At 71.5% G+C, this 22,931-nt stretch carries 18 protein-coding genes; 13 read left to right on the forward strand and 5 right to left on the reverse strand.

The genetic code is table 11. The features are described 5' to 3' along the window. Positions 1-13: 13 nt before the first annotated feature. The 4 genes from ABEA82_RS33325 to ABEA82_RS33340 all read right to left on the reverse strand — a co-directional run bounded on the left by ABEA82_RS33325 (position 14) and on the right by ABEA82_RS33340 (position 3,520). Positions 14-922: a carbohydrate kinase family protein gene (locus tag ABEA82_RS33325; protein WP_345665462.1), complete on the reverse strand. Its 909-nt coding sequence runs from the start codon at positions 920-922 to the stop codon at positions 14-16. After that, positions 919-1,962: a LacI family DNA-binding transcriptional regulator gene (locus ABEA82_RS33330; protein ID WP_345665463.1), complete on the reverse strand. Its 1,044-nt coding sequence runs from the start codon at positions 1,960-1,962 to the stop codon at positions 919-921. The genes ABEA82_RS33325 and ABEA82_RS33330 overlap by 4 nt, the downstream gene beginning before the upstream one ends. Positions 1,963-2,168: 206 nt before the next feature. Next, positions 2,169-3,116, reverse strand: a complete 948-nt coding sequence (locus ABEA82_RS33335) for a hypothetical protein (RefSeq protein ID WP_345665464.1) — start codon at positions 3,114-3,116, stop codon at positions 2,169-2,171. A 251-nt stretch (positions 3,117-3,367) separates the two neighbouring features. Further along, complete coding sequence (locus ABEA82_RS33340; RefSeq protein WP_345665465.1) at positions 3,368-3,520, reverse strand: hypothetical protein; 153 nt, start codon at positions 3,518-3,520, stop codon at positions 3,368-3,370. A gap of 263 nt (positions 3,521-3,783) precedes the next feature. On the opposite strand from ABEA82_RS33340, the gene uvrC reads away from it, so the two are divergent. From uvrC to ABEA82_RS33405, 13 genes are all read left to right on the forward strand, one after another. Then, the gene (uvrC, locus tag ABEA82_RS33345; protein WP_345665466.1) at positions 3,784-5,880 is read left to right on the forward strand and encodes an excinuclease ABC subunit UvrC; all 2,097 of its coding nucleotides are present in this window, start codon (positions 3,784-3,786) and stop codon (positions 5,878-5,880) included. Further along, the gene (gene rapZ / locus ABEA82_RS33350; protein ID WP_345665467.1) at positions 5,877-6,836 is read left to right on the forward strand and encodes an RNase adapter RapZ; all 960 of its coding nucleotides are present in this window, start codon (positions 5,877-5,879) and stop codon (positions 6,834-6,836) included. Before uvrC ends, rapZ begins: the two co-directional genes overlap by 4 nt. Beyond that, on the forward strand, positions 6,833-7,912 hold the full coding sequence (locus tag ABEA82_RS33355) for a gluconeogenesis factor YvcK family protein (RefSeq protein ID WP_345665468.1): 1,080 nt from the start codon (positions 6,833-6,835) through the stop codon (positions 7,910-7,912). The genes rapZ and ABEA82_RS33355 overlap by 4 nt, the downstream gene beginning before the upstream one ends. Further along, entirely contained in the window at positions 7,903-8,895 is a 993-nt protein-coding gene (whiA, locus tag ABEA82_RS33360) for a DNA-binding protein WhiA (RefSeq protein ID WP_345665469.1), read from the forward strand. The genes ABEA82_RS33355 and whiA overlap by 10 nt, the downstream gene beginning before the upstream one ends. 151 nt (positions 8,896-9,046) lie before the next feature. Then, positions 9,047-12,001 carry a M14 family metallopeptidase gene (locus tag ABEA82_RS33365; RefSeq protein WP_345665470.1) on the forward strand — a complete coding sequence of 985 codons (2,955 nt, stop codon included), beginning with the start codon at positions 9,047-9,049 and terminating at the stop codon, positions 11,999-12,001. Positions 12,002-12,266: 265 nt separating this feature from the next. Then, positions 12,267-13,274, forward strand: coding sequence for a type I glyceraldehyde-3-phosphate dehydrogenase (gene gap / locus ABEA82_RS33370; RefSeq protein WP_345665471.1), 1,008 nt, complete (start codon positions 12,267-12,269; stop codon positions 13,272-13,274). A gap of 143 nt (positions 13,275-13,417) precedes the next feature. After that, the gene (locus ABEA82_RS33375) at positions 13,418-14,629 is read left to right on the forward strand and encodes a phosphoglycerate kinase (RefSeq protein WP_345665472.1); all 1,212 of its coding nucleotides are present in this window, start codon (positions 13,418-13,420) and stop codon (positions 14,627-14,629) included. Positions 14,630-14,635: 6 nt separating this feature from the next. Then, positions 14,636-15,412, forward strand: a complete 777-nt coding sequence (gene tpiA / locus ABEA82_RS33380) for a triose-phosphate isomerase (RefSeq protein ID WP_345665473.1) — start codon at positions 14,636-14,638, stop codon at positions 15,410-15,412. Positions 15,413-15,513: 101 nt separating this feature from the next. Then, complete coding sequence (gene secG, locus ABEA82_RS33385; RefSeq protein WP_039932203.1) at positions 15,514-15,744, forward strand: preprotein translocase subunit SecG; 231 nt, start codon at positions 15,514-15,516, stop codon at positions 15,742-15,744. Between the two features lie 207 nt (positions 15,745-15,951). Continuing rightward, positions 15,952-16,287 (forward strand): RNA polymerase-binding protein RbpA, encoded by a 336-nt coding sequence (locus tag ABEA82_RS33390; RefSeq protein ID WP_003976875.1) that lies wholly within the window; start codon positions 15,952-15,954, stop codon positions 16,285-16,287. Between the two features lie 135 nt (positions 16,288-16,422). Next, the gene (locus ABEA82_RS33395; RefSeq protein ID WP_345665474.1) at positions 16,423-17,691 is read left to right on the forward strand and encodes an MFS transporter; all 1,269 of its coding nucleotides are present in this window, start codon (positions 16,423-16,425) and stop codon (positions 17,689-17,691) included. A 71-nt stretch (positions 17,692-17,762) separates the two neighbouring features. Continuing rightward, a complete protein-coding gene (gene pgi, locus ABEA82_RS33400) occupies positions 17,763-19,415 on the forward strand; it encodes a glucose-6-phosphate isomerase (RefSeq protein ID WP_345665475.1) in 1,653 nt (550 codons plus the stop codon). A 95-nt stretch (positions 19,416-19,510) separates the two neighbouring features. Further along, positions 19,511-20,467, forward strand: coding sequence for a hypothetical protein (locus tag ABEA82_RS33405; protein ID WP_345665476.1), 957 nt, complete (start codon positions 19,511-19,513; stop codon positions 20,465-20,467). A gap of 24 nt (positions 20,468-20,491) precedes the next feature. On the opposite strand, the gene ABEA82_RS33410 is transcribed toward ABEA82_RS33405, so the two are convergent. Beyond that, positions 20,492-22,897, reverse strand: a complete 2,406-nt coding sequence (locus ABEA82_RS33410; RefSeq protein ID WP_345665477.1) for an ABC transporter permease — start codon at positions 22,895-22,897, stop codon at positions 20,492-20,494. Between the last annotated feature and the right edge of the window lie 34 nt (positions 22,898-22,931).

Raw genomic sequence — 22,931 nt, forward strand, 5'->3', positions numbered from 1 at the left:
GACCCGGCTCGCGTCAGCCGTCCAGCTCGTGGGCGTACGGAGGTTCCGCGCCCGCCCGGGAGCAGGTGATCGCCGCCGCTCGGGCCGCGAAGCCCAGCAGTTCCGGCCAGCCGTCGGACCCCAGCGCGGCCAGGGCCTGCCGGCTGAGAGCGTCCCGCACGGCCAGCCCGTGCAGCAGCGCGGCGTTGACGGTGTCACCGGCCCCGATCGTGTCCACGACCTCCACCCGCTCGCCCGGCACGGTGTACTCACCGCCGTCGGCGGTGTAGGCGGTCAGGCCCTCACCGCCCCGGGTGATCACGACCGCCGCCGGGCCGGCCGCCAGCCACTCCTGCGGCGTGCCGCCGAGCCACTCGGCGTCCTCCGCCGACAGCTTCAGCAGCGACACCGACGGCAGCCAGCTCTTGAACCGCGCCCGATAGGCGTCCGCGTCCGGGATCAGCCCGGCCCTGATGTTCGGGTCGAGCGCGGTGAACACGCCCTGCCCGGCCGCCGTGCGCATCAGCTCCTCATACGCGCTCGCCCCCGGTTCCAGCACCAGCGAACAGGTGCCGAAGGAGACCGCCCGGGTTCCGGGCGGCAGCGCGGAGGGCGCCGTGAACTCCCGGTCCGCCGTCCCGTCGACGTAGAAGGAGTACGCCGCCGAGCCGTCCTCGCCGACCGTGGCGACGGCGAGTGTCGTGGGCTCGGAGCCCCGCTGCACCGACGACACGTCCACTCCGGTCCCGCGCAGCCGGTCCAGCAGAGCCTCCCCGAAGGCGTCGTGGGACACCCGGGAGCAGAAGGCGGCGGGGGAGCCGAGGCGGCCCAGCGCCACCGCCGTGTTGTAGGGGCCGCCGCCGAGCGCCGGCTGGAGCGCCGCCAGGGCCCCCGTGCCCCGCGGTACCAGGTCGATCAGTGCCTCACCGGCGACGACGATCACGACAGGGTTCCTTCCTCGGAGGGTTCGGGGCAGCCGCACGAGGTGCGGTGGACGAAGGTGCAGGGCAGCCGCACGGTCCGCGCGGGCCGGTCCGGCTCGGCGAGGCGCTCCAGGAGCACGCGTACGGCCCGGGCGCCGATCTCCTTGCTGGGCTGCCCGATCGCGGTGAGCCGGGGCGAGAAGAGGTCCGCCCAGGCGAAGTCGTCGAAGCAGCACAGCGCGATGTCGCCGGGCACGGAGAGGCCGTGGGAGCGCAGGGCACGCAGCACGCCGATGGTCATCGCGTTGTTGCCGGTGACCAGCGCGGTCGGCGGCACGGCGAGGGACAGCAGGGCGGCGGTGGCCTGTTCGGCGCCGGCCGACTCCGAGTCGCCGTGCACCAGGAGCCGCTCCTCGTAGGGGAGCCCCGCGAAGGCGAGGCCGCTCCGGTATCCGGTGATCCGCTCACTCGTGGTGCTGAGCCCGGGCAGCCCCGCCACCAGCCCGATCCGCCGGTGGCCGAGCCCCGCGAGGTGGGTGACCAGCCGGGACGTCGGTTCGGTGTTGTCGGCGCAGACCTGGTCGAAGCGCGGGCCGCCGTCCGTCTCCGGGGTGCCCACGAGCCGGTCGAGGAACACGGCGGGCACGTCGTGCCGCCCCAGGTAGGCGAGCAGCCCGCGCGGTTCCGCGGAGGGCGCCACGATCATGCCGTCCACCCGGCGCTCGTGCAGCAGCTGGACGACCTTGCGTTCGTGCTCCGGGTCGTCGTGCGGATCGGCGATGAGCAGGCTGTAGCCGGCCTCCAGCGCGGCGGCCTCGACGCCCTGGAGGATCTCCGTGAAGTACGGGTTGCTGATGGCCGACACCGCCAGCCCGATGGAGCGGGTGCGGGACGTCACCAGGGAACGGGCCAGCGTGTTCGTGGTGTAGCCGAGCTCCTCCACGGCGTCCAGGACCGCCTGGCGGGTGTGCGGCAGCACCGGCCGTGTGCCGTTCAGCACGTGCGACACGGTGGCCACCGAGACACCGGCGCTCCGTGCGACGTCGGCCATGGTCGCCATGGCGTTCCCTTCCTCGCTTCCCGGCGAGGAACGTACCGCATCCCCGACCGGACGTAAACGTTTGCGCAAGCGTTTACGTCCGGCAGATCCCCCGGGGCCGGGGGAGACCCTGAGGTGACCGTGGGGAGACCCGGGGGGAGGGAGACCCCCCGGGGGTGAGGGAGACCCGGGGAGGGGGCACAGATGCCGACCCCGGCCCCGGCCGGCTACTCCCAGTCCCAGCCGATCCCCACGAACCCGGCCCGCACCCGCGGCTCGACCAGGTGCACCGACCGATGCCGCCCGCTCAGCGGCAGCTCGTGGCACCCCGTGCGCGGGGCCGCCGTCGTCTGCTGGGCGAACCGGTGGCAGCGCAGCGGGACGGCGGCCGCGTCGAAGCACACCTGGAGCGCGTACTGGCCGCCGGGGGAGTCGAAGCCGCGGACGTACTCGCGTGACACGCCCGCCGTGCCGTCCTCGACCCCGAAGCGGAACAGGAACGTGTCCCCGGCCCGCAGACGGGTGTCGAAGAGCAGCTCGGCCGCGAGCAGACCGGTGTCGTCGTGCCAACGGACACGTCCCGTCCGGCAGTTCTCCAGGGAGTGCACCCGCATGCGCTCCGGCACGGCTCCGCGGTCGCCGTGGTGGACGGCCACGAAGCGGTCGACGCCGTCCCGGTGGGCGCGCACGATGTGGTGCGACTCGCGCTCGGCCAGCTCGCGCCGTGCGCCGATCCGGAGCCGCTCGTGGTGCCCGAGGGTGTGCAGGCCGCCGTCCGGCGGGCAGTCCAGCTCGGCCAGCAGCTGGTCCAGGACCCCCGAGGCCTCGACGAGGGAGCGGTAGGACCGGGCCGACGACCGCTGCCCGGACGGGCTCTCGCCGGACTCGGCGAGCAGCCGGAGCAGCGACTCCTCGGGCAGCTCCAGGATCTCCTCCAGCGCCCGTACGGCCCGCAGCGACTCGGGGCGCTGCGGGCGCCTGGCGCCCTGCTGCCAGTAACTCAGGCTGGTGACGCCGACCTTCACGCCGTGGCGGGACAGATGGTGCTGCACGCGTTGCAGTGGCAGCCCGCGGGCGGCTATCGCGGCACGCAGGGCGACGTGGAAGGGGCCACCTCGCAGGGCCGAGTCCAGTTCCGTGGTGGCGACGTCCGCGTGCTGGGGGGCGAGCGGCATGCAGGGGCCTCTTCTCTGAGTCGGCAACGGCTGGTCAGACCGTTCACGCGGGGCGGTCCCAGCGGCGCAGGGCAGGCCTTCACATCCGTACGCCGTCGTTCAGCGCCCCGAGTTCCCCCGCATTGAAGCGTGTTGACCTGATCCCGACAACACCTGATGCCGGACAGTGACGTACTCCCGGCCGGGCCGCCCGGGCATGCGAAACGCCCGGGGCGGGCACCCCGGGCGTTTCGCGGCAGACCGGTGAGCTTCTAGGAGGGGTCGTTTCCGCCCTGGTCCCGGAGGGCCAGACGCTTGGCCCGCGCGATGTCGGGATCGCGCGGGTCCAGGGCGTCGCGCAGCGCCAACGGCTCGTCCGTGTACCGGCGGGCACGGGCCGTCCGCCGGGTTTTCTCGATCCGCATCCGCTTCATCCGCGCAGCCCTCCGACCCGTGGCCCGCCCGTTCCGCACCGGGAACGGCGGTCCGCACCGACAACCTGTGCCTGCACCGGGACGGGCTCTGTCCGCCGGACGTCGCCGTGTCCCGTGGGTGAGCCACATTCCCGCTCCCGGCGGGCCGTAACCCCGAGGCGGGGCATGCCGTTGGAAACTGCCGCGCCACGGGGCCCGTGATCGTGTCCCGCGGCCCCGCCGGACTGTCGGTGCTCGCCAGTAGGGTGTGAGACATGGCCGACCCCTCCAGCTACCGCCCCAAACCGGGTGAGATCCCCGACTCACCGGGGGTCTACAGGTTCCGCGACGAGCACCGCCGGGTGATCTACGTCGGGAAGGCGAAGAGCCTGCGCCAGCGCCTGGCGAACTACTTCCAGGACCTGGCGGGCCTGCACCCCCGCACTCGCTCCATGGTCACCACGGCCGCGTCCGTGGAGTGGACGGTGGTGTCCACGGAGGTCGAGGCGCTCCAGCTGGAGTACTCGTGGATCAAGGAGTACGACCCCCGGTTCAACGTCAAGTACCGCGACGACAAGAGCTACCCGTACCTCGCGGTGACGATGAACGAGGAGTACCCGCGCGTTCAGGTGATGCGCGGTCACAAGAAGAAGGGCGTCCGGTACTTCGGTCCGTACGCGCACGCCTGGGCGATCCGGGACACCGTCGACCTGCTGCTGCGCGTCTTCCCCGTGCGCACGTGCTCGGCCGGCGTCTTCAAGAACGCCGCCCGCACCGGCCGCCCCTGCCTCCTCGGGTACATCGGCAAGTGCTCGGCCCCTTGCGTGGACCGGGTCTCCGCGGAGGAGCACCGCGAACTGGCCGACGAGTTCTGCGACTTCATGACCGGCCGGACGAACACGTACATCCGCCGCCTGGAGAAGCAGATGGGCGAGGCGGCCGAGGAGATGGAGTACGAGCGCGCGGCTCGGCTGCGCGACGACATAGAGGCCCTGAAGAAGGCCATGGAGAAGAACGCGGTCGTGCTGGCCGACGCGACCGACGCCGACCTGATCGCGGTCGCCGAGGACGAGCTGGAGGCGGCCGTCCAGATCTTCCACGTACGCGGCGGGCGGGTCCGCGGCCAGCGCGGCTGGGTCACCGACAAGGTGGAGGAGATCACCACCGGCGCCCTCGTGGAACACGCGCTCCAGCAGCTGTACGGCGAGGAGACCGGCGACGCCGTCCCCAAGGAGGTCCTGGTCCCCGCCCTGCCCGACCCCGTGGAGCCCGTCCAGGAGTGGCTCGCCGGGCGGCGCGGCTCCGGAGTCTCCCTGCGCGTCCCGCAGCGCGGCGACAAGAAGGCCCTCATGGAGACGGTGCAGCGCAACGCGCAGCAGGCGCTCGTGCTGCACAAGACCAAGCGCGCCTCCGACCTGACCACGCGCTCGCGCGCCCTGGAGGAGATCGCCGACGCGCTCGACCTGGACAGCGCCCCGCTCCGGATCGAGTGCTACGACATCTCCCACCTCCAGGGCGACGACGTCGTGGCCTCCATGGTCGTCTTCGAGGACGGCCTCGCCCGCAAGAGCGAGTACCGCCGCTTCCAGATCAAGGGCTTCGCCGGTCAGGACGACGTCCGCTCCATGCACGAGGTGATCACCCGGCGCTTCCGGCGCTATCTCGCCGAGAAGGAGAAGACGGGCGAGTGGACGGACGGCGAGAACGCCGAGACCACCCCCGGAAACGGCGAGAGCCCCCTCACCGGCACGGACCTCGCCGGCCCCACGAACACCCTCACCGAGGACGACGGCCGCCCCAAGAAGTTCGCCTACCCGCCCCAGCTCGTGGTCGTCGACGGCGGCGCACCCCAGGTCGCGGCCGCCCGCCGGGCCCTGGACGACCTCGGCATCGACGACATCGCCGTGTGCGGCCTCGCCAAGCGCCTGGAGGAGGTCTGGCTGCCCGGCGACGACGACCCGGTGGTCCTGCCCCGCACCAGCGAGGGCCTGTACCTGCTCCAGCGCGTCCGTGACGAGGCCCACCGTTTCGCGATCACCTACCAGCGCACCAAGCGGTCCAAGCGCTTCCGGTCCAGCCCCCTGGACGACGTCCCGGGCCTCGGGGACACCCGCAAGCAGGCACTTCTGAAGCACTTCGGTTCGTTGAAGAAACTGCGATCCGCCACCATCGACCAGATCTGCGAGGTCCCCGGCATAGGCCGCAAGACCGCCGAGACGATCGCGGCGGCCCTCGCCCAGGCGGCTCCGGCCGCACCCGCCGTCAACACGGCGACTGGGGAGATCATGGAAGAGGAACCCGGCACGATGGGTTCCAGTGGGGAACCCGTGAGGACAGGAGCCCCGGACGAACGACGGGGGCAGGAGACATGAATGTGAACGAGCAAGACGGCCGCACAGAGCAAGCCGGAGACGGAGCACAGGTGAGTACGGGCACGCCCAATGAGAAGGCCACGGTCCCGGACGCGGCCATCCCCGAGCTGGTGATCATCTCCGGCATGTCCGGGGCGGGCCGCTCGACGGCCGCGAAGTGCCTGGAGGACCTCGGCTGGTTCGTCGTCGACAACCTGCCGCCCGCGCTGATCCCCACCATGGTGGAGCTCGGCGCCCGCTCCCAGGGCAACGTGGCCCGCATCGCCGTCGTCGTCGACGTCCGAGGCCGCCGCTTCTTCGACAACCTCCGCGAGTCCCTCGCCGACCTGGAAGCGAAGAACGTCACCCGGAGGATCGTCTTCCTGGAGTCCTCCGACGAGGCCCTGGTGCGCCGCTTCGAGTCGGTGCGCCGCCCGCACCCCCTCCAGGGCGACGGCCGCATCGTCGACGGCATCGCCGCCGAGCGCGAGCTCCTGCGGGAGCTGCGCGGCGACGCCGACCTGGTGATCGACACCTCCAGCCTGAACGTGCACGAGCTGCGCGCCAAGATGGACGCCCAGTTCGCCGGCGAGGAGGAGCCGGAGCTGCGGGCCACGGTCATGTCCTTCGGCTACAAGTACGGCCTGCCGGTCGACGCCGACCTGGTCGTCGACTGCCGCTTCCTGCCGAACCCGCACTGGGTCCCGGAGCTGCGCCCCTTCACGGGCCTCAACGAGGAGGTCTCCGGGTACGTCTTCAACCAGCCCGGCGCCAAGGAGTTCCTCGACCGCTACACGGAGCTCCTCCAGCTCGTCGCCACCGGCTACCGCCGTGAGGGCAAGCGCTACGTGACCATCGCCGTGGGCTGCACGGGTGGCAAGCACCGCTCGGTCGCCATGTCGGAGAAGCTGGCGGCCCGGCTCGCGGCCGAGGGCGTGGAGACGGTGGTCGTCCACCGGGACATGGGACGCGAATGACACGACGTACTCCCCGGCTGAGCCGGCTGCGCCGGGTGATGCCCGAGGGCAACACCTCAGGCAAGGGCAGCCGGCCCGCCGAGGCCCGGGGCGGCAGACCGCGCCGCCGGGGCGCCCAGCCCAAGGTCGTCGCCCTCGGCGGCGGCATGGGCCTGTCCGCCTCGCTCGCCGCGCTGCGCCGGATCACCGGCGACCTCACCGCCGTCGTCACCGTGGCCGACGACGGCGGCTCCAGCGGCCGGCTCCGTGACGAGCTGGGCGTGCTGCCGCCCGGCGACCTGCGCAAGGCACTGGCCGCGCTGTGCGGCGACGACGACTGGGGCCAGACCTGGGCCCGCGTCATCCAGCACCGCTTCCAGTCCCAGGGCGCCCTGCACGAGCACGCGGTGGGCAACCTGCTGATCGTCGCCCTGTGGGAGCAGCTCGGCGACCACGTCCAGGCCCTCGACCTGGTCGGACGCCTGCTGGGCGCCCAGGGGCGCGTGCTGCCCATGTCCGCCGTGCCGCTGGAGCTCCAGGCCCTGGTCAAGGGCCACGACCCGGACCGCCCGGACGAGGTCGACACCGTCCGCGGCCAGGCCACCGTCGCCCTCACCCCGGGCGAGGTGCAGTCCGTGCACCTGGTGCCGAACGACCCGCCGGCCGTGCCCGAGGCGGTCGACGCCGTCCTGGACGCGGACTGGGTGGTGCTGGGACCCGGCTCCTGGTTCTCCTCGGTCATCCCGCACCTGCTGGTGCCCGAGCTGCTGGACGCGCTCACGCAGACCAAGGCCCGCCGGGTACTCTCCCTGAACCTCGCCCCGCAGCCCGGAGAAACCGAGGGCTTCTCCCCGCAGCGTCATTTGGAGGTTTTGGGACGACACGCCCCTAAACTCGCCCTGGACGTGGTGCTGGCCGACGAGGCCGCCGTGCCCGACCGTGACTCCCTGACCGATGCCGCCAAGCGGTTCGGGGCCGCGGTCGAGCTGGCGCCGGTGGCCCGGCCCGACGGCACCCCGAGGCACGACCCGGAGCTGTTGGCCGCCGCGTACGACCGTATTTTTCGGATGCATGGAAGGATCGGCCCATGGCGATGACGGCAGCGGTGAAGGACGAGATCTCCCGGCTCCCCGTCACCCGGACCTGCTGCAGAAAGGCGGAGGTCTCCGCCATCCTGCGGTTCGCCGGCGGCCTCCACCTGGTGAGCGGTCGGATCGTGATCGAGGCGGAGCTGGACACCGCCATGGCGGCCCGCCGCCTCAAGCGGGACATCCTGGAGATCTTCGGACACAGCTCCGAGCTGATCGTGATGGCACCGGGCGGACTGCGCCGCGGCTCGCGCTACGTGGTGCGGGTCGTCGCGGGTGGTGATCAGCTGGCCCGCCAGACCGGCCTGGTCGACGGGCGGGGCCGCCCGATCCGCGGCCTGCCCCCGCAGGTGGTCTCGGGGGCCACCTGCGACGCCGAGGCCGCCTGGCGCGGAGCCTTCCTGGCGCACGGCTCGCTCACCGAGCCCGGCCGCTCCTCCTCCCTCGAGGTGACCTGCCCGGGCCCCGAGGCCGCGCTCGCCCTGGTGGGCGCGGCCCGCCGCCTGTCGATCGCCGCCAAGGCCCGCGAGGTGCGCGGCGTGGACCGGGTCGTCGTCCGCGACGGCGACGCGATCGGGGCCCTGCTCACCCGCCTCGGTGCCCACGAGTCGGTGCTGGCCTGGGAGGAGCGCCGGATGCGCCGCGAGGTGCGCGCCACGGCGAACCGGCTTGCCAACTTCGACGACGCCAACCTGCGGCGTTCGGCCCGCGCGGCCGTCGCCGCCGGTGCCCGCGTCCAGCGCGCCCTGGAGATCCTCGCCGACGACGTCCCCGAGCACCTCGCCGCCGCCGGCCGGCTGCGCATGGAGCACAAGCAGGCCTCCCTGGAGGAGCTGGGCGCGCTCGCCGACCCGCCGCTGACCAAGGACGCCGTCGCCGGCCGGATCCGCCGCCTGCTCGCCATGGCCGACAAGCGCGCCTCCGACCTCGGCATCCCGGGCACGGAGGCCAACCTCGCCGACGAGGAGCTCGCCGACAACCTCGTGGGCTGATCCCACGGCCCGTCAAAAAGCCGGGGTCGACGCCCACTTGGGTGATCGGCGCCGGCTTTTGCGTGTCGTTCGGGCGCTCTTGACTCGATCATGGACTGTCATGAGCCTGGCATCTGTTCGCTGCTGTGGCGGACCCAGGCTAGGGGGGTTCATGAGACGAAGAGCGAGATCGATCCTCGCTGTCGGCGCGCTCCTGATCGGCGGAGCGAGCATCGCACCCATCGCCCAGGCACAACCGGACAGCACAGCCCCGTCCGACCCGGACGAAGTCAAGGTCTTCCGCGCCGACGTCACCCGGCAGCAGGTACCCCTGCTGCTCGCCGCCGGCCAGGACGGCCACGAACTCAGCGAGCGGGTACCCGCCAAAGGCACCGCCACCGTCGAGGTCTACCTGACCGACCGGCAGGCGAAGAAGCTGGAGCAGCAGGGCGTCGACCTCACCGAGCACGACCTCTCCAGCAGGGCCAAGGCCCGCGTCGGGAACGCCGCCGAAGGCGTGTTCCGCCCCTACAGCGGCAAGGGCGGCCTGAAGGAGGAGATCCTCGCGGCCGCTCAGGACAACCCCGGCCTCACCAAGGTCGTCTCCATCGGCAAGACCGTCAAGGGCCAGGACATCCTTGCGTTGAAGCTCACCCGGGGCGCGAAGAAGGCGAAGGACGGCTCCAAGCCGTCCGTCCTCTACATGTCCAACCAGCATGCGCGCGAGTGGATCACGCCGGAGATGACCCGGCGGCTGATGCACCACTACCTGGACAACTACAAGAAGGACCGGCGGATCAAGAAGATCGTCGACTCCACCGAACTGTGGTTCGTCCTCTCGGCCAACCCGGACGGCTACGACTACACCTTCGCCGACGACGACAACCGCATGTGGCGCAAGAACCTGCGCGACATGAACGGTGACGGCGTCATCGGCACCGGCGACGGCGTCGACCTCAACCGCAACTTCTCCTACAAGTGGGGCTACGACGACGAGGGCTCGTCCCCCAACGCCACCAGCGAGACCTACCGCGGCCCGGGCCCGGCCTCCGAGCCGGAGACCCAGGCCCTGCACGCCTTCGAGAAGCGGATCGGCTTCACGTACGGCATCAACTACCACTCCGCCGCCGAACTGCTGCTGTACGGAGTCGGCTGGCAGGTGGCCACGCCGACCCCGGACGACGCCCTGTACGAGGCGCTCGCCGGCACGCCCGAGAACTCCGCGATCCCGGGTTACCACCCGCAGCTCTCCTCCGAGCTGTACACCACCAACGGCGAGGCGGACGGCCACGCGGCCAACGTCAACGGCATCGCGATGTTCACCCCCGAGATGTCGACCTGTCAGTCGGCCTCGAACGCCGACCCGAACGACGAGTGGAAGGCGGCCGACTGCCGGTCGGTCTTCACCTTCCCGGACGACGAGAAGCTGATCCAGCAGGAGTTCGCCAGGAACATCCCGTTCGCGCTCTCCGTCGCCGAGTCCGCGTCCCACCCCGACCGGCCGTCCTCGTCCGTGGGACTGAGCGCCGCCGACTTCACCCCGGCCGCGTTCCCGACGTCGTACGCCCGCGGCGGTGACCAGGAGGTCTCCGTCGTCGCGCGGAAGTCGCTGCGCGACAAGGAACTGAGGTACCGCGTCAACGGCGGCCGCACCGAGGACATGGCGCTCCGGCCCTGGAAGGGCGGCGAGACCTACGGCGGTGAGGACAACCTCTACTTCGACGAGTACCGGGCCAAGGTCAAGGACGCCGATCCCGGCGACCGGGTCGAGGTGTGGTTCACCGCGAAGACGAGGAACGGCAAGAAGGTCTCCAGCGAGCGCTTCGCCTACTCCGTCGCCGAGCGGCCCCGGGCGAACACCCTCGTCGTCGCCGAGGAGGGCGCGACCGCCACACAGGCGCAGAAGTACGTCGACGCGCTCAAGGCCAACGGCCGCAAGGCGGTCGTCTGGGACGTCGCCCGGCAGGGCGCACCCGACGCGCTCGGCGTGCTGAGCCACTTCGACACCGTCGTCCACTACACGGGCGCGAGCGTCCCCGGCAACGCCACCCAGCTGCAACTGCGCGCCTTCCTCAACGCGGGCGGCAGGCTGATCGAGGCCGGTGAGCAGGCCGGCGGCAGCGTCGACCTCGGCGGTGGCGCCCTGTCCAACGACTTCAGCCAGTACTACCTGGGCGCCTACAGCCGCACCACGGCCGCCGGAGCCACCGGCTTCACCGGCTCCGGAGAGCTCAGCGGCTTCACGGGCCCGCTCGCCGACGCGCCCGGCAACCCGCTGGACAAGGCGGGCCGGTACAACGTCACCTCCGACGAACTGCCGGCCGAGCAGTACCCGCGGTTCGCGAGCAAGGGCGCCGGACAGTTCGCCGGGGCGGTCAACCCGTACGGCCCGTACGCGGGCTCCTCGATGGCCGCCGCCGTCCACACCGACGACGCCTACAAGCGCCTCACCCGCACCGTGGACCTCACGGGTGTCACCGCGGCCGACCAGCCGACCCTGCGCACCCAGCTGATGTGGAACACCGAGTCCGGCTACGACAACGTCCTGGTCGAGGCCCACACCACGGGCGCCGACGACTGGACGACCCTGCCCGAGAAGGGCGGCGCCACCAAGGCCACCGTGCCGACGGAGTGCGAGGGCGGCTTCTACGTCCGCGAGCACCCCTGGCTGAAGCACTACCTGACCCAGTCGGACAGCGGCTGCACCGCGACCGGCAGCACCGGGCAGTGGCACAGCATCACCGGCTCCTCCGGCGGCTGGCAGCAGGTGACCTTCGACCTGAGCGCGTACGCCGGCAAGTCGGTCGAGCTCTCGATCAGCTATGTCACCGACCCGGGCACCGGCGGCTACGGCGTCCTCGCCGACGAGGCCTCGCTCGTCGTCGGAGGCACGGCGAAGGAGACCGAGGGCTTCGAGACCTCGCTCGGCGCCTGGGAGGCGTCCGGACCGCCCGCGGGCAGCCCGGCCGTCCTCAAGGGCTGGGCCCGCACCGGGGCCCTGTTCCAGACGTACGGCGCGGTCACCACGGACGACACCGTGCTGCTGGGCTTCGGCCTGGAGCACGTCGTCACCGCGGCCGACCGCGCGGCACTGATGAGGAAGGCACTCGCCTCCCTCGACGTGTGACCCTCCGTCCCTCGACGTGTGACCTCCCGGGACCAGGGAACTCTCGGTCAACAGGCACCACGCCGGGTAGCGAAATCGAGTGATCTTGCTCTCGGTGGCGGGCGGTCCGTACCCCTACTGGCCGGTACGGACCGCCCTGCCGTGTATGGGGCATCTGGATGTCACCACCTGGGCCTCAGGGAGGTAGGGTCGGAGGCGGTCGGGGACATCCCAAACAGAGCTCGCCGGCACCTCATGGCCGGCGTACCAACGAGGAGATCGGTTCGTGACGATCCGCGTAGGCATCAACGGCTTCGGCCGCATCGGGCGTAACTACTTCCGCGCGCTCCTGGAGCAGGGTGCAGACATCGAGATCGTGGCTGTCAACGACCTGGGTGACACCGCGACCACCGCTCACCTGCTGAAGTACGACACCATCCTGGGCCGCCTCAAGCAGGAGGTCTCGCACACCGAGGACACCATCACCGTCGGCGACAAGACCATCAAGGTCCTCGCCGAGCGCAACCCCGCGGACATCCCGTGGGGCGAGCTGGGCGTCGACATCGTCATCGAGTCGACCGGCATCTTCACCAAGAAGGCCGACGCCGAGAAGCACATCGCGGGCGGCGCCAAGAAGGTCCTCATCTCGGCTCCGGCCAAGGACGAGGACGTCACCATCGTGATGGGCGTCAACCAGGACACGTACGACGCGGCCAACCACCACGTCATCTCCAACGCCTCCTGCACCACCAACTGTGTGGCGCCCATGGCGAAGGTCCTCGACGAGAACTTCGGCATCGTCAAGGGCCTGATGACGACGGTGCACGCGTACACCAACGACCAGCGCATCCTGGACTTCCCGCACAAGGACCTGCGTCGCGCGCGTGCCGCCGCCGAGAACATCATTCCGACCACGACCGGTGCCGCCAAGGCCACCGCGCTGGTCCTGCCGCAGCTCAAGGGCAAACTGGACGGCATCGCGATGCGCGTCCCGGTCCCCACCGGCTCGGTCACCGACCTCGTCCTGGAACTCGGCCGCGAGGTCACCAAGGAAGAGGTCAACGCCGCCTTCCAGAAGGCCGCCGAGGGCGAGCTGAAGGGCATCCTCGAGTACACCGAGGACCCGATCGTCTCCTCCGACATCGTCAACGCCCCGGCGTCCTGCACCTTCGACTCCTCCCTGACCATGGTCCAGGAGGGCAAGAACGTGAAGGTCATCGGCTGGTACGACAACGAGTGGGGCTACTCCAACCGCCTCGTCGACCTGACGGTCTTCGTCGGTAACCAGCTCTGATCGAATAGACCAGGCACCACGATGTGAGAGCAGGGCTCGGGCAGCGCACGGTCGCGCTGTCCGAGCCCTGATTCACGTACAGATCAGAGCTGTTCGATCACGAGCGCTTTCGAGCGATCACGAGCTCTTTCAGGAGTCCCTGCATGAAGACGATCGACGAACTCCTCGCCGAAGGAGTGGCGGGCAAGCGGATCTTCGTCCGCGCCGACCTGAACGTGCCGCTGGACGGCACCACCATCACCGACGACGGCCGCATCCGCGCCGTGCTGCCCACCGTCAAGGCTCTCGCCGACGCGGGCGCCCGCGTGGTCGTCGCCTCGCACCTGGGCCGCCCCAAGGGCGCCCCGGACCCGGCCTTCTCCCTCGCCCCGGCCGCCACGCGCCTCGGTGAACTCCTCGGCGCGGACGTGCCGTTCGCCACCGACACGGTCGGCGAGTCCGCACGCGCCACGGTCGGCGGCCTCGCCGACGGCCAGGTCGCGGTCGTCGAGAACCTGCGCTTCAACGCCGGCGAGACGAGCAAGGACGACGCCGAGCGCGGCGCCTTCGCCGACCAGCTCGCGGCCCTCGCGGACGTTTACGTCGGCGACGGCTTCGGCGCGGTGCACCGCAAGCACGCCTCCGTCTACGACCTCCCGGCCCGCCTGCCGCACGCCGCCGGTTACCTGATCGCCACCGAGGTCGGCGTCCTGAGGAAGCTCACCGACGACGTCAAGCGGCCCTACGCCGTCGTCCTGGGCGGCGCCAAGGTGTCCGACAAGCTGGCCGTCATCGACCAGCTGCTCGGCAAGGCCGACCGCCTGCTCATCGGCGGCGGCATGGTCTTCACCTTCCTCAAGGCCAAGGGTCACGAGATCGGCTCGTCCCTGGTCCAGGAGGATCAGCTCCCGGTCGTCCGGGAGTACATCGAGCGCGCCGAGAAGAACGGCGTCGAGCTGGTCCTGCCCGTGGACGTCGTGGTCGCGCCGGAGTTCCCGGACCTCAAGACCAAGGCCCCGGGCCGGCCCAGCACCGTGGCCGCGGATGCCATGCCGGCCGGCCAGATGGGCCTGGACATCGGCCCCGAGTCCCGCAAGCTGTACGCCTCGAAGATCGCCGACGCCGCCACCGTCTTCTGGAACGGCCCCATGGGCGTCTTCGAGCACCCCGATTTCGCCGAGGGCACCAAGGCGGTCGCCCAGGCTCTCCTCGACTCCCGGGCCTTCACGGTGGTCGGTGGTGGCGACTCCGCCGCCGCCGTCCGCATCCTGGGCTTCGACGAGAACGCATTCGGCCACATCTCGACCGGTGGCGGCGCCTCCCTCGAATACCTCGAGGGCAAGACGCTCCCCGGCCTCGCCGCACTGGAGGACTGACCCTTTATGAGCACGCGCACGCCGCTGATGGCGGGCAACTGGAAGATGAACCTCAACCACCTCGAGGCCATCGCCCACGTCCAGAAGCTCGCCTTCGCCCTGGCCGACAAGGACTACGAGGCCGTCGAGGTCGCCGTCCTGCCGCCCTTCACCGACCTGCGCTCCGTGCAGACCCTGGTCGACGGCGACAAGCTGAAGATCAAGTACGGCGCCCAGGACATCTCGGCGCACGACGGCGGCGCCTTCACCGGCGAGATCTCCGGGCCCATGCTGGCCAAGCTGAAGTGCTCCTACGTCGCCGTCGGCCACAGCGAGCGCCGCCAGTACCACGACGAGACCGACGAGATCGTCAACGCCAAGGTCAAGGCCGCCTACAAGCACGGCCTGACCCCCATCCTGTGCGTCGGCGAGGAGCTGGAGGTCCGTGAGGCGGGCAACCACGTCTCCCACACCCTCACCCAGGTCGAGGGCGGTCTGAAGGACCTCTCCGCCGAGCAGGCCGAGACCGTCGTGATCGCCTACGAGCCCGTGTGGGCCATCGGCACCGGCAAGGTCTGCGGCGCCGGGGACGCCCAGGAGGTCTGCGCGGCGATCCGCGGCAAGATCGCCGAGCTGTACTCGCAGGACCTGGCCGACAAGGTCCGCATCCAGTACGGCGGCTCCGTGAAGTCCGGCAACGTCGCCGAGATCATGGCCCAGGCCGACATCGACGGCGCCCTGGTCGGGGGTGCCTCGCTGGACGCCGACGAGTTCGTCAAGATCGTGCGCTTCCGCGACCAGTGAGTATGCGGTAGCGGCGATCCGTCGTACCCTTGCGGGGTCCAGTACTGTGCTGGGCCCCGCGTCGTCCATCCGAATCCGAGGAAGTTGGTCCAGCCGTGGTTTTGGGGTTCTCGATCGCCCTGATCGTCTTCAGCCTGCTGCTGATGCTGCTGGTGCTGATGCACAAGGGGAAGGGCGGCGGCCTCTCCGACATGTTCGGTGGCGGCATGCAGTCCTCCGTCGGCGGCTCCTCGGTCGCCGAACGCAACCTCGACCGGATCACGGTCGTGGTCGGTCTGCTGTGGTTCGCGTGCATTGTCGTGCTCGGCATCCTGATGAAGATGAACAACTGATCGAGCCGCAATCCGCACGGACCTGTACGTAAGGCCCCATGTTGGGTACGCGCAGCTGAGCGCGGCCTATCATGGGGCTTGCGTCTAGGTGTGAGGGTTGTAACTCCAATCACTGGACGCGCGTTGGGCCTTACGTAGACTGAGGCGCTCGCGGCGAAGCGGAACGCCGACTCGCTTCGCGGCACCATCACGCAGGGAGTTACGACCGTGGCAAGTGGCAACGCGATCCGGGGAAGCCGGGTCGGGGCGGGGCCGATGGGCGAGGCCGAGCGCGGCGAGTCCGCGCCGCGGCTGCGCATCTCCTTCTGGTGCTCCAACGGACACGAGACCCAGCCGAGCTTCGCCAGCGACGCGCAGGTGCCCGAAACCTGGGACTGTCCCCGCTGCGGCTTCCCGGCCGGCCAGGACCGGGACAACCCCCCGGACCCGCCGCGCACCGAGCCCTACAAGACGCACCTGGCGTACGTACGCGAGCGGCGCAGCGACGCGGACGGCGAGGCGATCCTCGCCGAGGCGCTCGCCAAACTGCGGGGCGAGATCTAGACGTCGACACCGGCCGGGCACCATCGGGTGCCCGGCCGGAGCTGCTATCCCCACGGGCGTGACCGCCGCTCGCGGACCGATTGTCAGTGGTGCCCTCTACGGTTTGTGCATCGGGCGGACCGTGAGGGGGAAACAGTGTCGACGGTCGAGGTGGGGGACGTGCGCGCGCCCGCGTGGCGCGGTGGCTTCGGACGGCTGTGGAGCGCGGCCGTGCTGTCCAGCTTCGGAGACGCGCTGCGTACGGCCGCCCTGCCCCTGCTGGCCGTCACACTGACCGACGATCCGCTGCTCGTCGCCTCGGTCACAGCCTGCGGCTATCTGCCCTGGATCGTCTTCGGGCTGCTCGGCGGGGCCGTCGCCGACCGCGTGGACCAGCGGCGCGCCATGTGGACGGTCGACGTGCTGCGCGGTCTGCTGGTCGCCGCCTTCGCGGTGGCCGTCGCCCTCGGGCATGCCTCGATCGCCCTGCTGATCGTGCTGGCCTTCACGCTGACCGCGCTCCAGACCCTCTTCGACAACGCTGCCACGGCGCTGCTGCCCGCCCTGGTCGACCGGGACGCCCTCGGCAGCGCCAACGCCCGGCTGATGACCGGACAGCGCGTCGCCGGCGGCCTGCTGGGCGGCCCCGTCGTGCCGCTGCTGCTGGTGGCCGGGACCGCCGTCCCCTTCGCGGCCGACGCCGTGACCTTCCTCGCGGCCGCGGCCCTGGTGGCCTCCCTGCGCACGCCGCCGCCCGAGCGGAAACCGCGCCCCGCGGGCAGCACCCTGCGCCGGGAGATCGCCGAGGGGCTGCGCGCCCTGGTCCACGACCGGGCGCTGCGCGCCCTGTGCACCGCCACCGCCCTGTGCAACATCGGTATGGGCGCCCTCGTCGCCACCCTCGTCGTCCTGGTGACCGGCTGGCTGGACGCCGGCAACGCCGGATACGCGGCGGCCATGACCGCGTACACCGCCGGCAGCCTGGCCGGGGGAGCGCTGGGCGGCCGGCTCGTCGACCGGGTGGGCCGGATGCGTGCGGTGCTGGTCGCCGGGGTGGTGCAGACCGGGACGCTCGTCGTCATGGGGGCGGTGCGCAGCCTGGCCGTGCTGGTCGCCGCGCTGGCCGTCTTCGGGTTCATGGGGATGGTGTGGAACGTGAACACCACGACGCTGATGCAGCAGCGCAGCCCCGCCGGAGTGCTGGGCCGGGTCAGCTCCGCCTTCCGTACGCTCGCCGTCGCGGGCGCGCCCGTGGGCGCGTTACTGGGCGGAGCCGTCGCCTCCTTCTGGGGCGACAACACCCCGGCACTGCTCGCCGCGACTTTCTTCGCCCTGTCCGTCACCGCGCTGATACCCGCGCGCCGGCCGGACGTACCTGTTGTTGCGCCGGAGGACGGAGCGACGACAGTTCACGGCAACCGCTGATCAATTAGGTTGGGTCCGGCAGCGGGGCAGGTACGCAGCAGCACAGGCAAGGAAGAAGGCTGAAGTCTTAGATGAACGCAGACGGCCGTACCAGGCTCAACCAGACGCCCGAGTGGACGGCACTGGCCAAGCACCGCGAGGAGCTGGGCGACGTCCAGCTGCGCGAGCTGTTCGCCGCCGACTCCGGCCGCGGCACCGGCTACACCCTCAGGGTCGGTGACCTGTACGTCGACTACTCCAAGCACCTCGTCACCGACGACACCCTGCGGCTGCTGCGCGAACTGGCCGCAGCCACCGACGTGTTCGGGCTCCGGGACGCCATGTTCCGTGGTGAGAGGATCAACACCACCGAGGACCGGGCTGTGCTGCACACCGCCCTGCGGGCGCCGCGGGACGCGGTGGTCGAGGTCGACGGCGAGAACGTGGTGCCGGGCGTGCACGCCGTGCTCGACAAGATGACCGAGTTCGCGGACCGGGTGCGTTCCGGCGAGTGGACCGGCCACACCGGCAAGCGCATCCGCAACGTCGTCAACATCGGCATCGGCGGCTCCGACCTCGGGCCCGCGATGGCGTACGAGGTGCTGCGCGCCTACACGGACCGCTCGATGACGTTCCGCTTCGTGTCGAACGTGGACGGCTCCGATCTGCACGAGGCGGTCCGCGACCTGGATCCGGCGGAGACGCTGTTCATCGTCGCCTCCAAGACCTTCACCACCATCGAGACGGTCACCAACGCCACTTCCGCACGCGGCTGGCTGCTGGAGGCCCTCGGCGACGAGGCCGCCGTCGCCAAGCACTTCGTCGCCCTGTCGACGAACGCCGAGAAGGTCGCCGCGTTCGGCATCGACACGGCCAACATGTTCGAGTTCTGGGACTGGGTCGGCGGCCGCTACTCGTACGACTCCGCGATCGGCCTGTCCCTGATGATCGCCATCGGACCGGACCGCTTCCGGGAGATGCTGGACGGCTTCCGCATCGTCGACGAGCACTTCCGCACCGCGCCCGCCGAGGCCAACGTGCCGCTGCTGCTGGGCCTGCTGGGCATCTGGTACGGCAACTTCCACGACGCCCAGTCGCACGCGGTGCTGCCGTACAGCCACTACCTGTCGAAGTTCACCGCCTACCTCCAGCAGCTCGACATGGAGTCCAACGGCAAGTACGTCGACCGGGACGGACGCGAAGTGGAGTGGCAGACCGGGCCGGTGGTGTGGGGCACGCCCGGCACCAACGGGCAGCACGCCTACTACCAGCTCATCCACCAGGGCACGAAGCTGATCCCGGCGGACTTCATCGGCTTCGCCCGGCCGGTCGCCGAGCTGAGCGACGAACTCAAGGCGCAGCACGACCTGCTGATGGCCAACTTCTTCGCCCAGACGCAGGCGCTCGCCTTCGGCAAGACTCCGGAGGAGGTGCGGGCCGAGGGCGTCCCGGAGGAGCTGGTGCCGCACAAGACGTTCCGGGGCAACCACCCGACGACCACGATCCTGGCGCCCGAGCTGACGCCGTCCGTCCTGGGCCAGCTGGTCGCCCTCTACGAGCACAAGGTGTTCGTGCAGGGCGCGGTCTGGAACATCGACTCCTTCGACCAGTGGGGCGTCGAGCTCGGCAAGGTCCTCGCCAAGCGGGTCGAGCCCGCGCTGACCGAGGGCGCCGAGGTCGAAGGCCTGGACGCCTCCACGAAGGCTCTGGTGGCGGCCTACCGGGAGCTGCGCGGCCGGGAGTGACGGCTCTTCCGGACAGCGGACGCGGACGGCGGGGCGCCGTCCGCGTCCCGTAGACTCCGGGCGATCATGACAGCGAGTGCTCGGGGGAGCGCGAAGTGGCACGCACACGCGGAAGTTGGACGGGCGGCACTCTGACGGTCCGGTCCCTGTTGAAGCCCCAGGACGTGGCTAGGGCCGTGTTCCACCCGGCGTGGATACCCCAGCCGCTCGACCCGTCCGTGGAGCAGCTCAAGAAGTTCCGGGTCATCGCCGGGGCAGTCGCGTCCCTCGGCGTCTACACCTTCGTCCAGGGCGGCTTCGACTTCACGGAGCTGCTGGAGAACGCGATGACCGCCTCGGTCGTCCTGCTCTTCCTCACACCGCTGACCGTCGGGGCGATGCTCTACGTCTGGCGGCGCACCGGCACCGTCGGGCAGTTGCGGGTACCGCTCCTCAACTCCCTCAAGCTGCTCCTGCTGTTCGTCGGTTGTGTCGCCGCCCTGCTGGTGCTGGTGCGGACGACGAACGGGACGGGAAACCCGATCGTGATCATCGGGGTCGGGATGACGATGATGTGGATGCTCGTCTTCACGGCGTACGGAGCGGTGCGGGTCTCCGGGAACTTCTTCGGCACGGCTGCCGTGCACCGCTGTCTGCCGCCGCTGCTCGCCGTGGTGACCAGCTGGCTGATGGCCGTCCCGGACCTGGTCACCGGTGATCTGCACGGGCTCAGCCTCACGCTGGGCGTCGTCTTCATCCTCGGCGCTCCGGTGACGGTCACCGCGATCGCGTTGCTGGAGATGGGGCGGCTGAGGCGGCGGTACGGGATCCGGCTGAGGGCACACCCGGCGACCTTGGCACCGACCCCCGGACCCGTCCCACCGACGGCCCCGCCCGTTCCGCCGGGGATGCCCCCGGCGGGGCAGCCGTACCTGCCTCCGCAGGGGAATCCGTACAACAACCCGTACACCAACCCGTACGGCAACCCCTACGTACCCCACCCGCAGCCGCAGCCGCCTTACAACCCGCACCCGCAGCCGCCGTACAACCCGCAGCGGCCCTCCGGCGGTTGACCGGCGAAGCCGTCGAGGCCGAGGTCAGGCGACCGCGCTCAGCGTGTCCGCGAGGCGGCGGCGGGCCGCCCGGGTCGCGGGTACGGCCGCCAGTGCCGCCGCGCACAGCACCGCCGCCGCGCCGAGCAGCAGCATGAGCGGGGCGGACGGGCCCTGCGCGATGCCCGCGCCGATACCGCTCCATCTGCCCTGCGCGTCGATCAGCCAGTGGGCGAGGGGCAGGCCCAGCGCCGTGGCGGCCAGGACTGCCGCGAGTGCCGTACAGCCGGTGGCCGTGACCGTGATCGCTGTGATCTGCCGGGGAGACAGGCCGATGGCCTTCAGTGCCAGCAGGTCCTGTTCGCTCTCGCGGACGGTGCCGCCGATCGCGGTCAGCAGCTCGATGAGCCCGATCAGGGCGAGGACGGCGATCAGCCCGGCGACGACGGCGCGCAGCGGGGAGAGCCCGTCGGCCGGGTTGGTCACGGTGTGCACGTCCAGGTGCCCGCGCCCGGCCGTGGCCAGCCGGTCCGCCACGTCCCGTGGCTCGGCACCGGGGTCCAGGCGCAGCTCGTAGAGGGTCGGGCGGAGCCCGGGGTCGTTCGCGCGGAGGGTGTCGAGGGACGTGGAGATGACCCGGCCGGCGTTCTCCGGCTCGATGCTTCGGCCCACGATGTGCAGGATCTGCGGCTGGTCCCCGACGGTCATCCGCACCCAGTCGCCGACGCGCACGTCCAGCAGGTCGAGCAACCCCTGCCCGGCCACGGCCTCGTCGGCGCCGCGGGCCGGGCGTCCCTCGGCGAGGGTGTACGGGTAGGGCTCCCGGTCGGTACCCAGGCCGCGCAGGGCGATGGTCGCCGTCTGGCCCGGGACCAGGGCGGCCGTCTCGACGCCGGGGTAGGCGGCGGCCACCTCCGGGTCGCGTTCCAGCAGCGCTCGGGTCTGCCGCTCACCGAGGCCGGCGTCGGCGCGGACGCTGAGCGCGGTCGGCAGGCCGATCTGCTCGGGCCTGCTGTGGAAGCGGTCGATGGTCGTCCACGCGCTCATCGCCACCACGATCAGCAGCAGCGGCAGCGTGAGGCGGGCGACGGTGGCGAGGGACCGGGGGCGGCGGGTGAACGCCTTGTGCCAGCCCAGCACCAGTGCGGGCGGAACGCGCGCGCCGAGGGCGCGGCGTGCCGTGCCGGAGAGCCGGCCGGTCCGGGGAGCAGCGGGCGGCAGCCCGAGGAGTCGGCGCGGGCCGCTCGCCCGCCGTCCACCGTGCGCGGCCGTCCCGGGCCGTCGGCCGAGGATCCGGCCCGTCGCCCCTGACCACCGCCCGTCCCGTGCCACGGCGGGCCGCTGTACCGGAACCGGTGGCACACGTCCCGCCCGCCATGCGGCCAGACCGGTGGTCGCGCCGATGAACAGCACCGCGCCGACCGGTATCACCACCAGCGCCAGGGTGTGCCCGGGCAGCCCCTGCCACACGCCGACCGCGTCGCCGAGCCGCCCCGGGATCCGGCTGCCCAGCACTTCGGCGAGTCCGGCGGCGGCCACGGCGCCCAGCAGGGCGTAGGCGAGGTGCTGGAGCAGGAAGACACGGACCACCTGGCCGGGGGTGAAGCCGATCGCCTTCAGCACGGAGAGGTCCCGCAGATGGCCGCGGATGCGGGTGCTGATCGCCCCGTGCACGGCGAGCCCGGCGGCGACCAGCGCGCCCAGCCCGAACAGGCCCAGCACCTGGCCGAGGAGCCGGTTGTCGCCCTGGGCCTCGGCACGCGCCTGCTGCCAGGTGGACACCTCTCCGATGGCTCCGGCCCCCAGCACGGTCACGGCACGCTGGACGACGTAGGACGTGTCGCCGGGATCCGTCAGCCGCAGCCCGATCACCTGGCCGCCGGGGTCCGCCACGGCCGACGGCAGCGCCCACACCAGGCCCGGCTGCTCACCGGGCCGGTAGCGCGGTTCGGCGCTGTCGGCCAGGCCGACGACGGTCAGCCGCCGGGCGGTGCCGGGCACGGTGAGGGTGTCGCCGGGCTCCGCCAGCAGCGCGCGGGCGAGGCGGCTCTCCAGGACCACACCGTTCGGGGTGGCGCGGTCCAGCCAATGGCCGGAGACGAGCGGCGGGCGGCCGACGGACGGCCGTTCCGGAGTACCGCGCAGCTCCACGGCGGCGCGGCTGCCGCGCGAGGCGACCGTGGTGGCGGCGGTGGGGTAGGGGCCGGCGACGGAGTCGACGCCGTCCAGCCCGGCCAGCTCGCCGGTGTCGGCGTCGGCGTCGGTGTGCAGCCACACATGCGCGCCGTGCGACTGCGTGAACACGCGCTGCCAGGGGTTGGTGGCGTACCCGAACAGGGCCGTGGCCAGCAGCAGTGAGGCGACGATGCCGGCGGTGGCGAGGACGAGGAACAGCGCCTCGCCGCGGTGCGTGCGCAGATCGGAGTGCGCCCAGCGCAGGGTGGCTCGCACGGGCCTCAGCCTCTCGGCCCGCGGCGGGCGCGGT

The organism is Streptomyces venetus (assembly GCF_039540295.1).
Classification (GTDB): Bacteria; Actinomycetota; Actinomycetes; order Streptomycetales; family Streptomycetaceae; genus Streptomyces; species Streptomyces venetus.

Coding starts and splice junctions, on each gene's coding strand:
- ABEA82_RS33330 (WP_345665463.1), bottom strand. CDS start 1,962: ATGGCGACCATGGCCGACGTCGCACGGAGCGCCGGTGTCTCGGTGGCC.
- ABEA82_RS33335 (WP_345665464.1), bottom strand. CDS start 3,116: ATGCCGCTCGCCCCCCAGCACGCGGACGTCGCCACCACGGAACTGGAC.
- ABEA82_RS33340 (WP_345665465.1), bottom strand. CDS start 3,520: ATGCGGATCGAGAAAACCCGGCGGACGGCCCGTGCCCGCCGGTACACG.
- uvrC (WP_345665466.1), top strand. CDS start 3,784: ATGGCCGACCCCTCCAGCTACCGCCCCAAACCGGGTGAGATCCCCGAC.
- rapZ (WP_345665467.1), top strand. CDS start 5,877: ATGAATGTGAACGAGCAAGACGGCCGCACAGAGCAAGCCGGAGACGGA.
- ABEA82_RS33355 (WP_345665468.1), top strand. CDS start 6,833: ATGACACGACGTACTCCCCGGCTGAGCCGGCTGCGCCGGGTGATGCCC.
- whiA (WP_345665469.1), top strand. CDS start 7,903: ATGGCGATGACGGCAGCGGTGAAGGACGAGATCTCCCGGCTCCCCGTC.
- ABEA82_RS33365 (WP_345665470.1), top strand. CDS start 9,047: ATGAGACGAAGAGCGAGATCGATCCTCGCTGTCGGCGCGCTCCTGATC.
- ABEA82_RS33375 (WP_345665472.1), top strand. CDS start 13,418: ATGAAGACGATCGACGAACTCCTCGCCGAAGGAGTGGCGGGCAAGCGG.
- tpiA (WP_345665473.1), top strand. CDS start 14,636: ATGAGCACGCGCACGCCGCTGATGGCGGGCAACTGGAAGATGAACCTC.
- pgi (WP_345665475.1), top strand. CDS start 17,763: ATGAACGCAGACGGCCGTACCAGGCTCAACCAGACGCCCGAGTGGACG.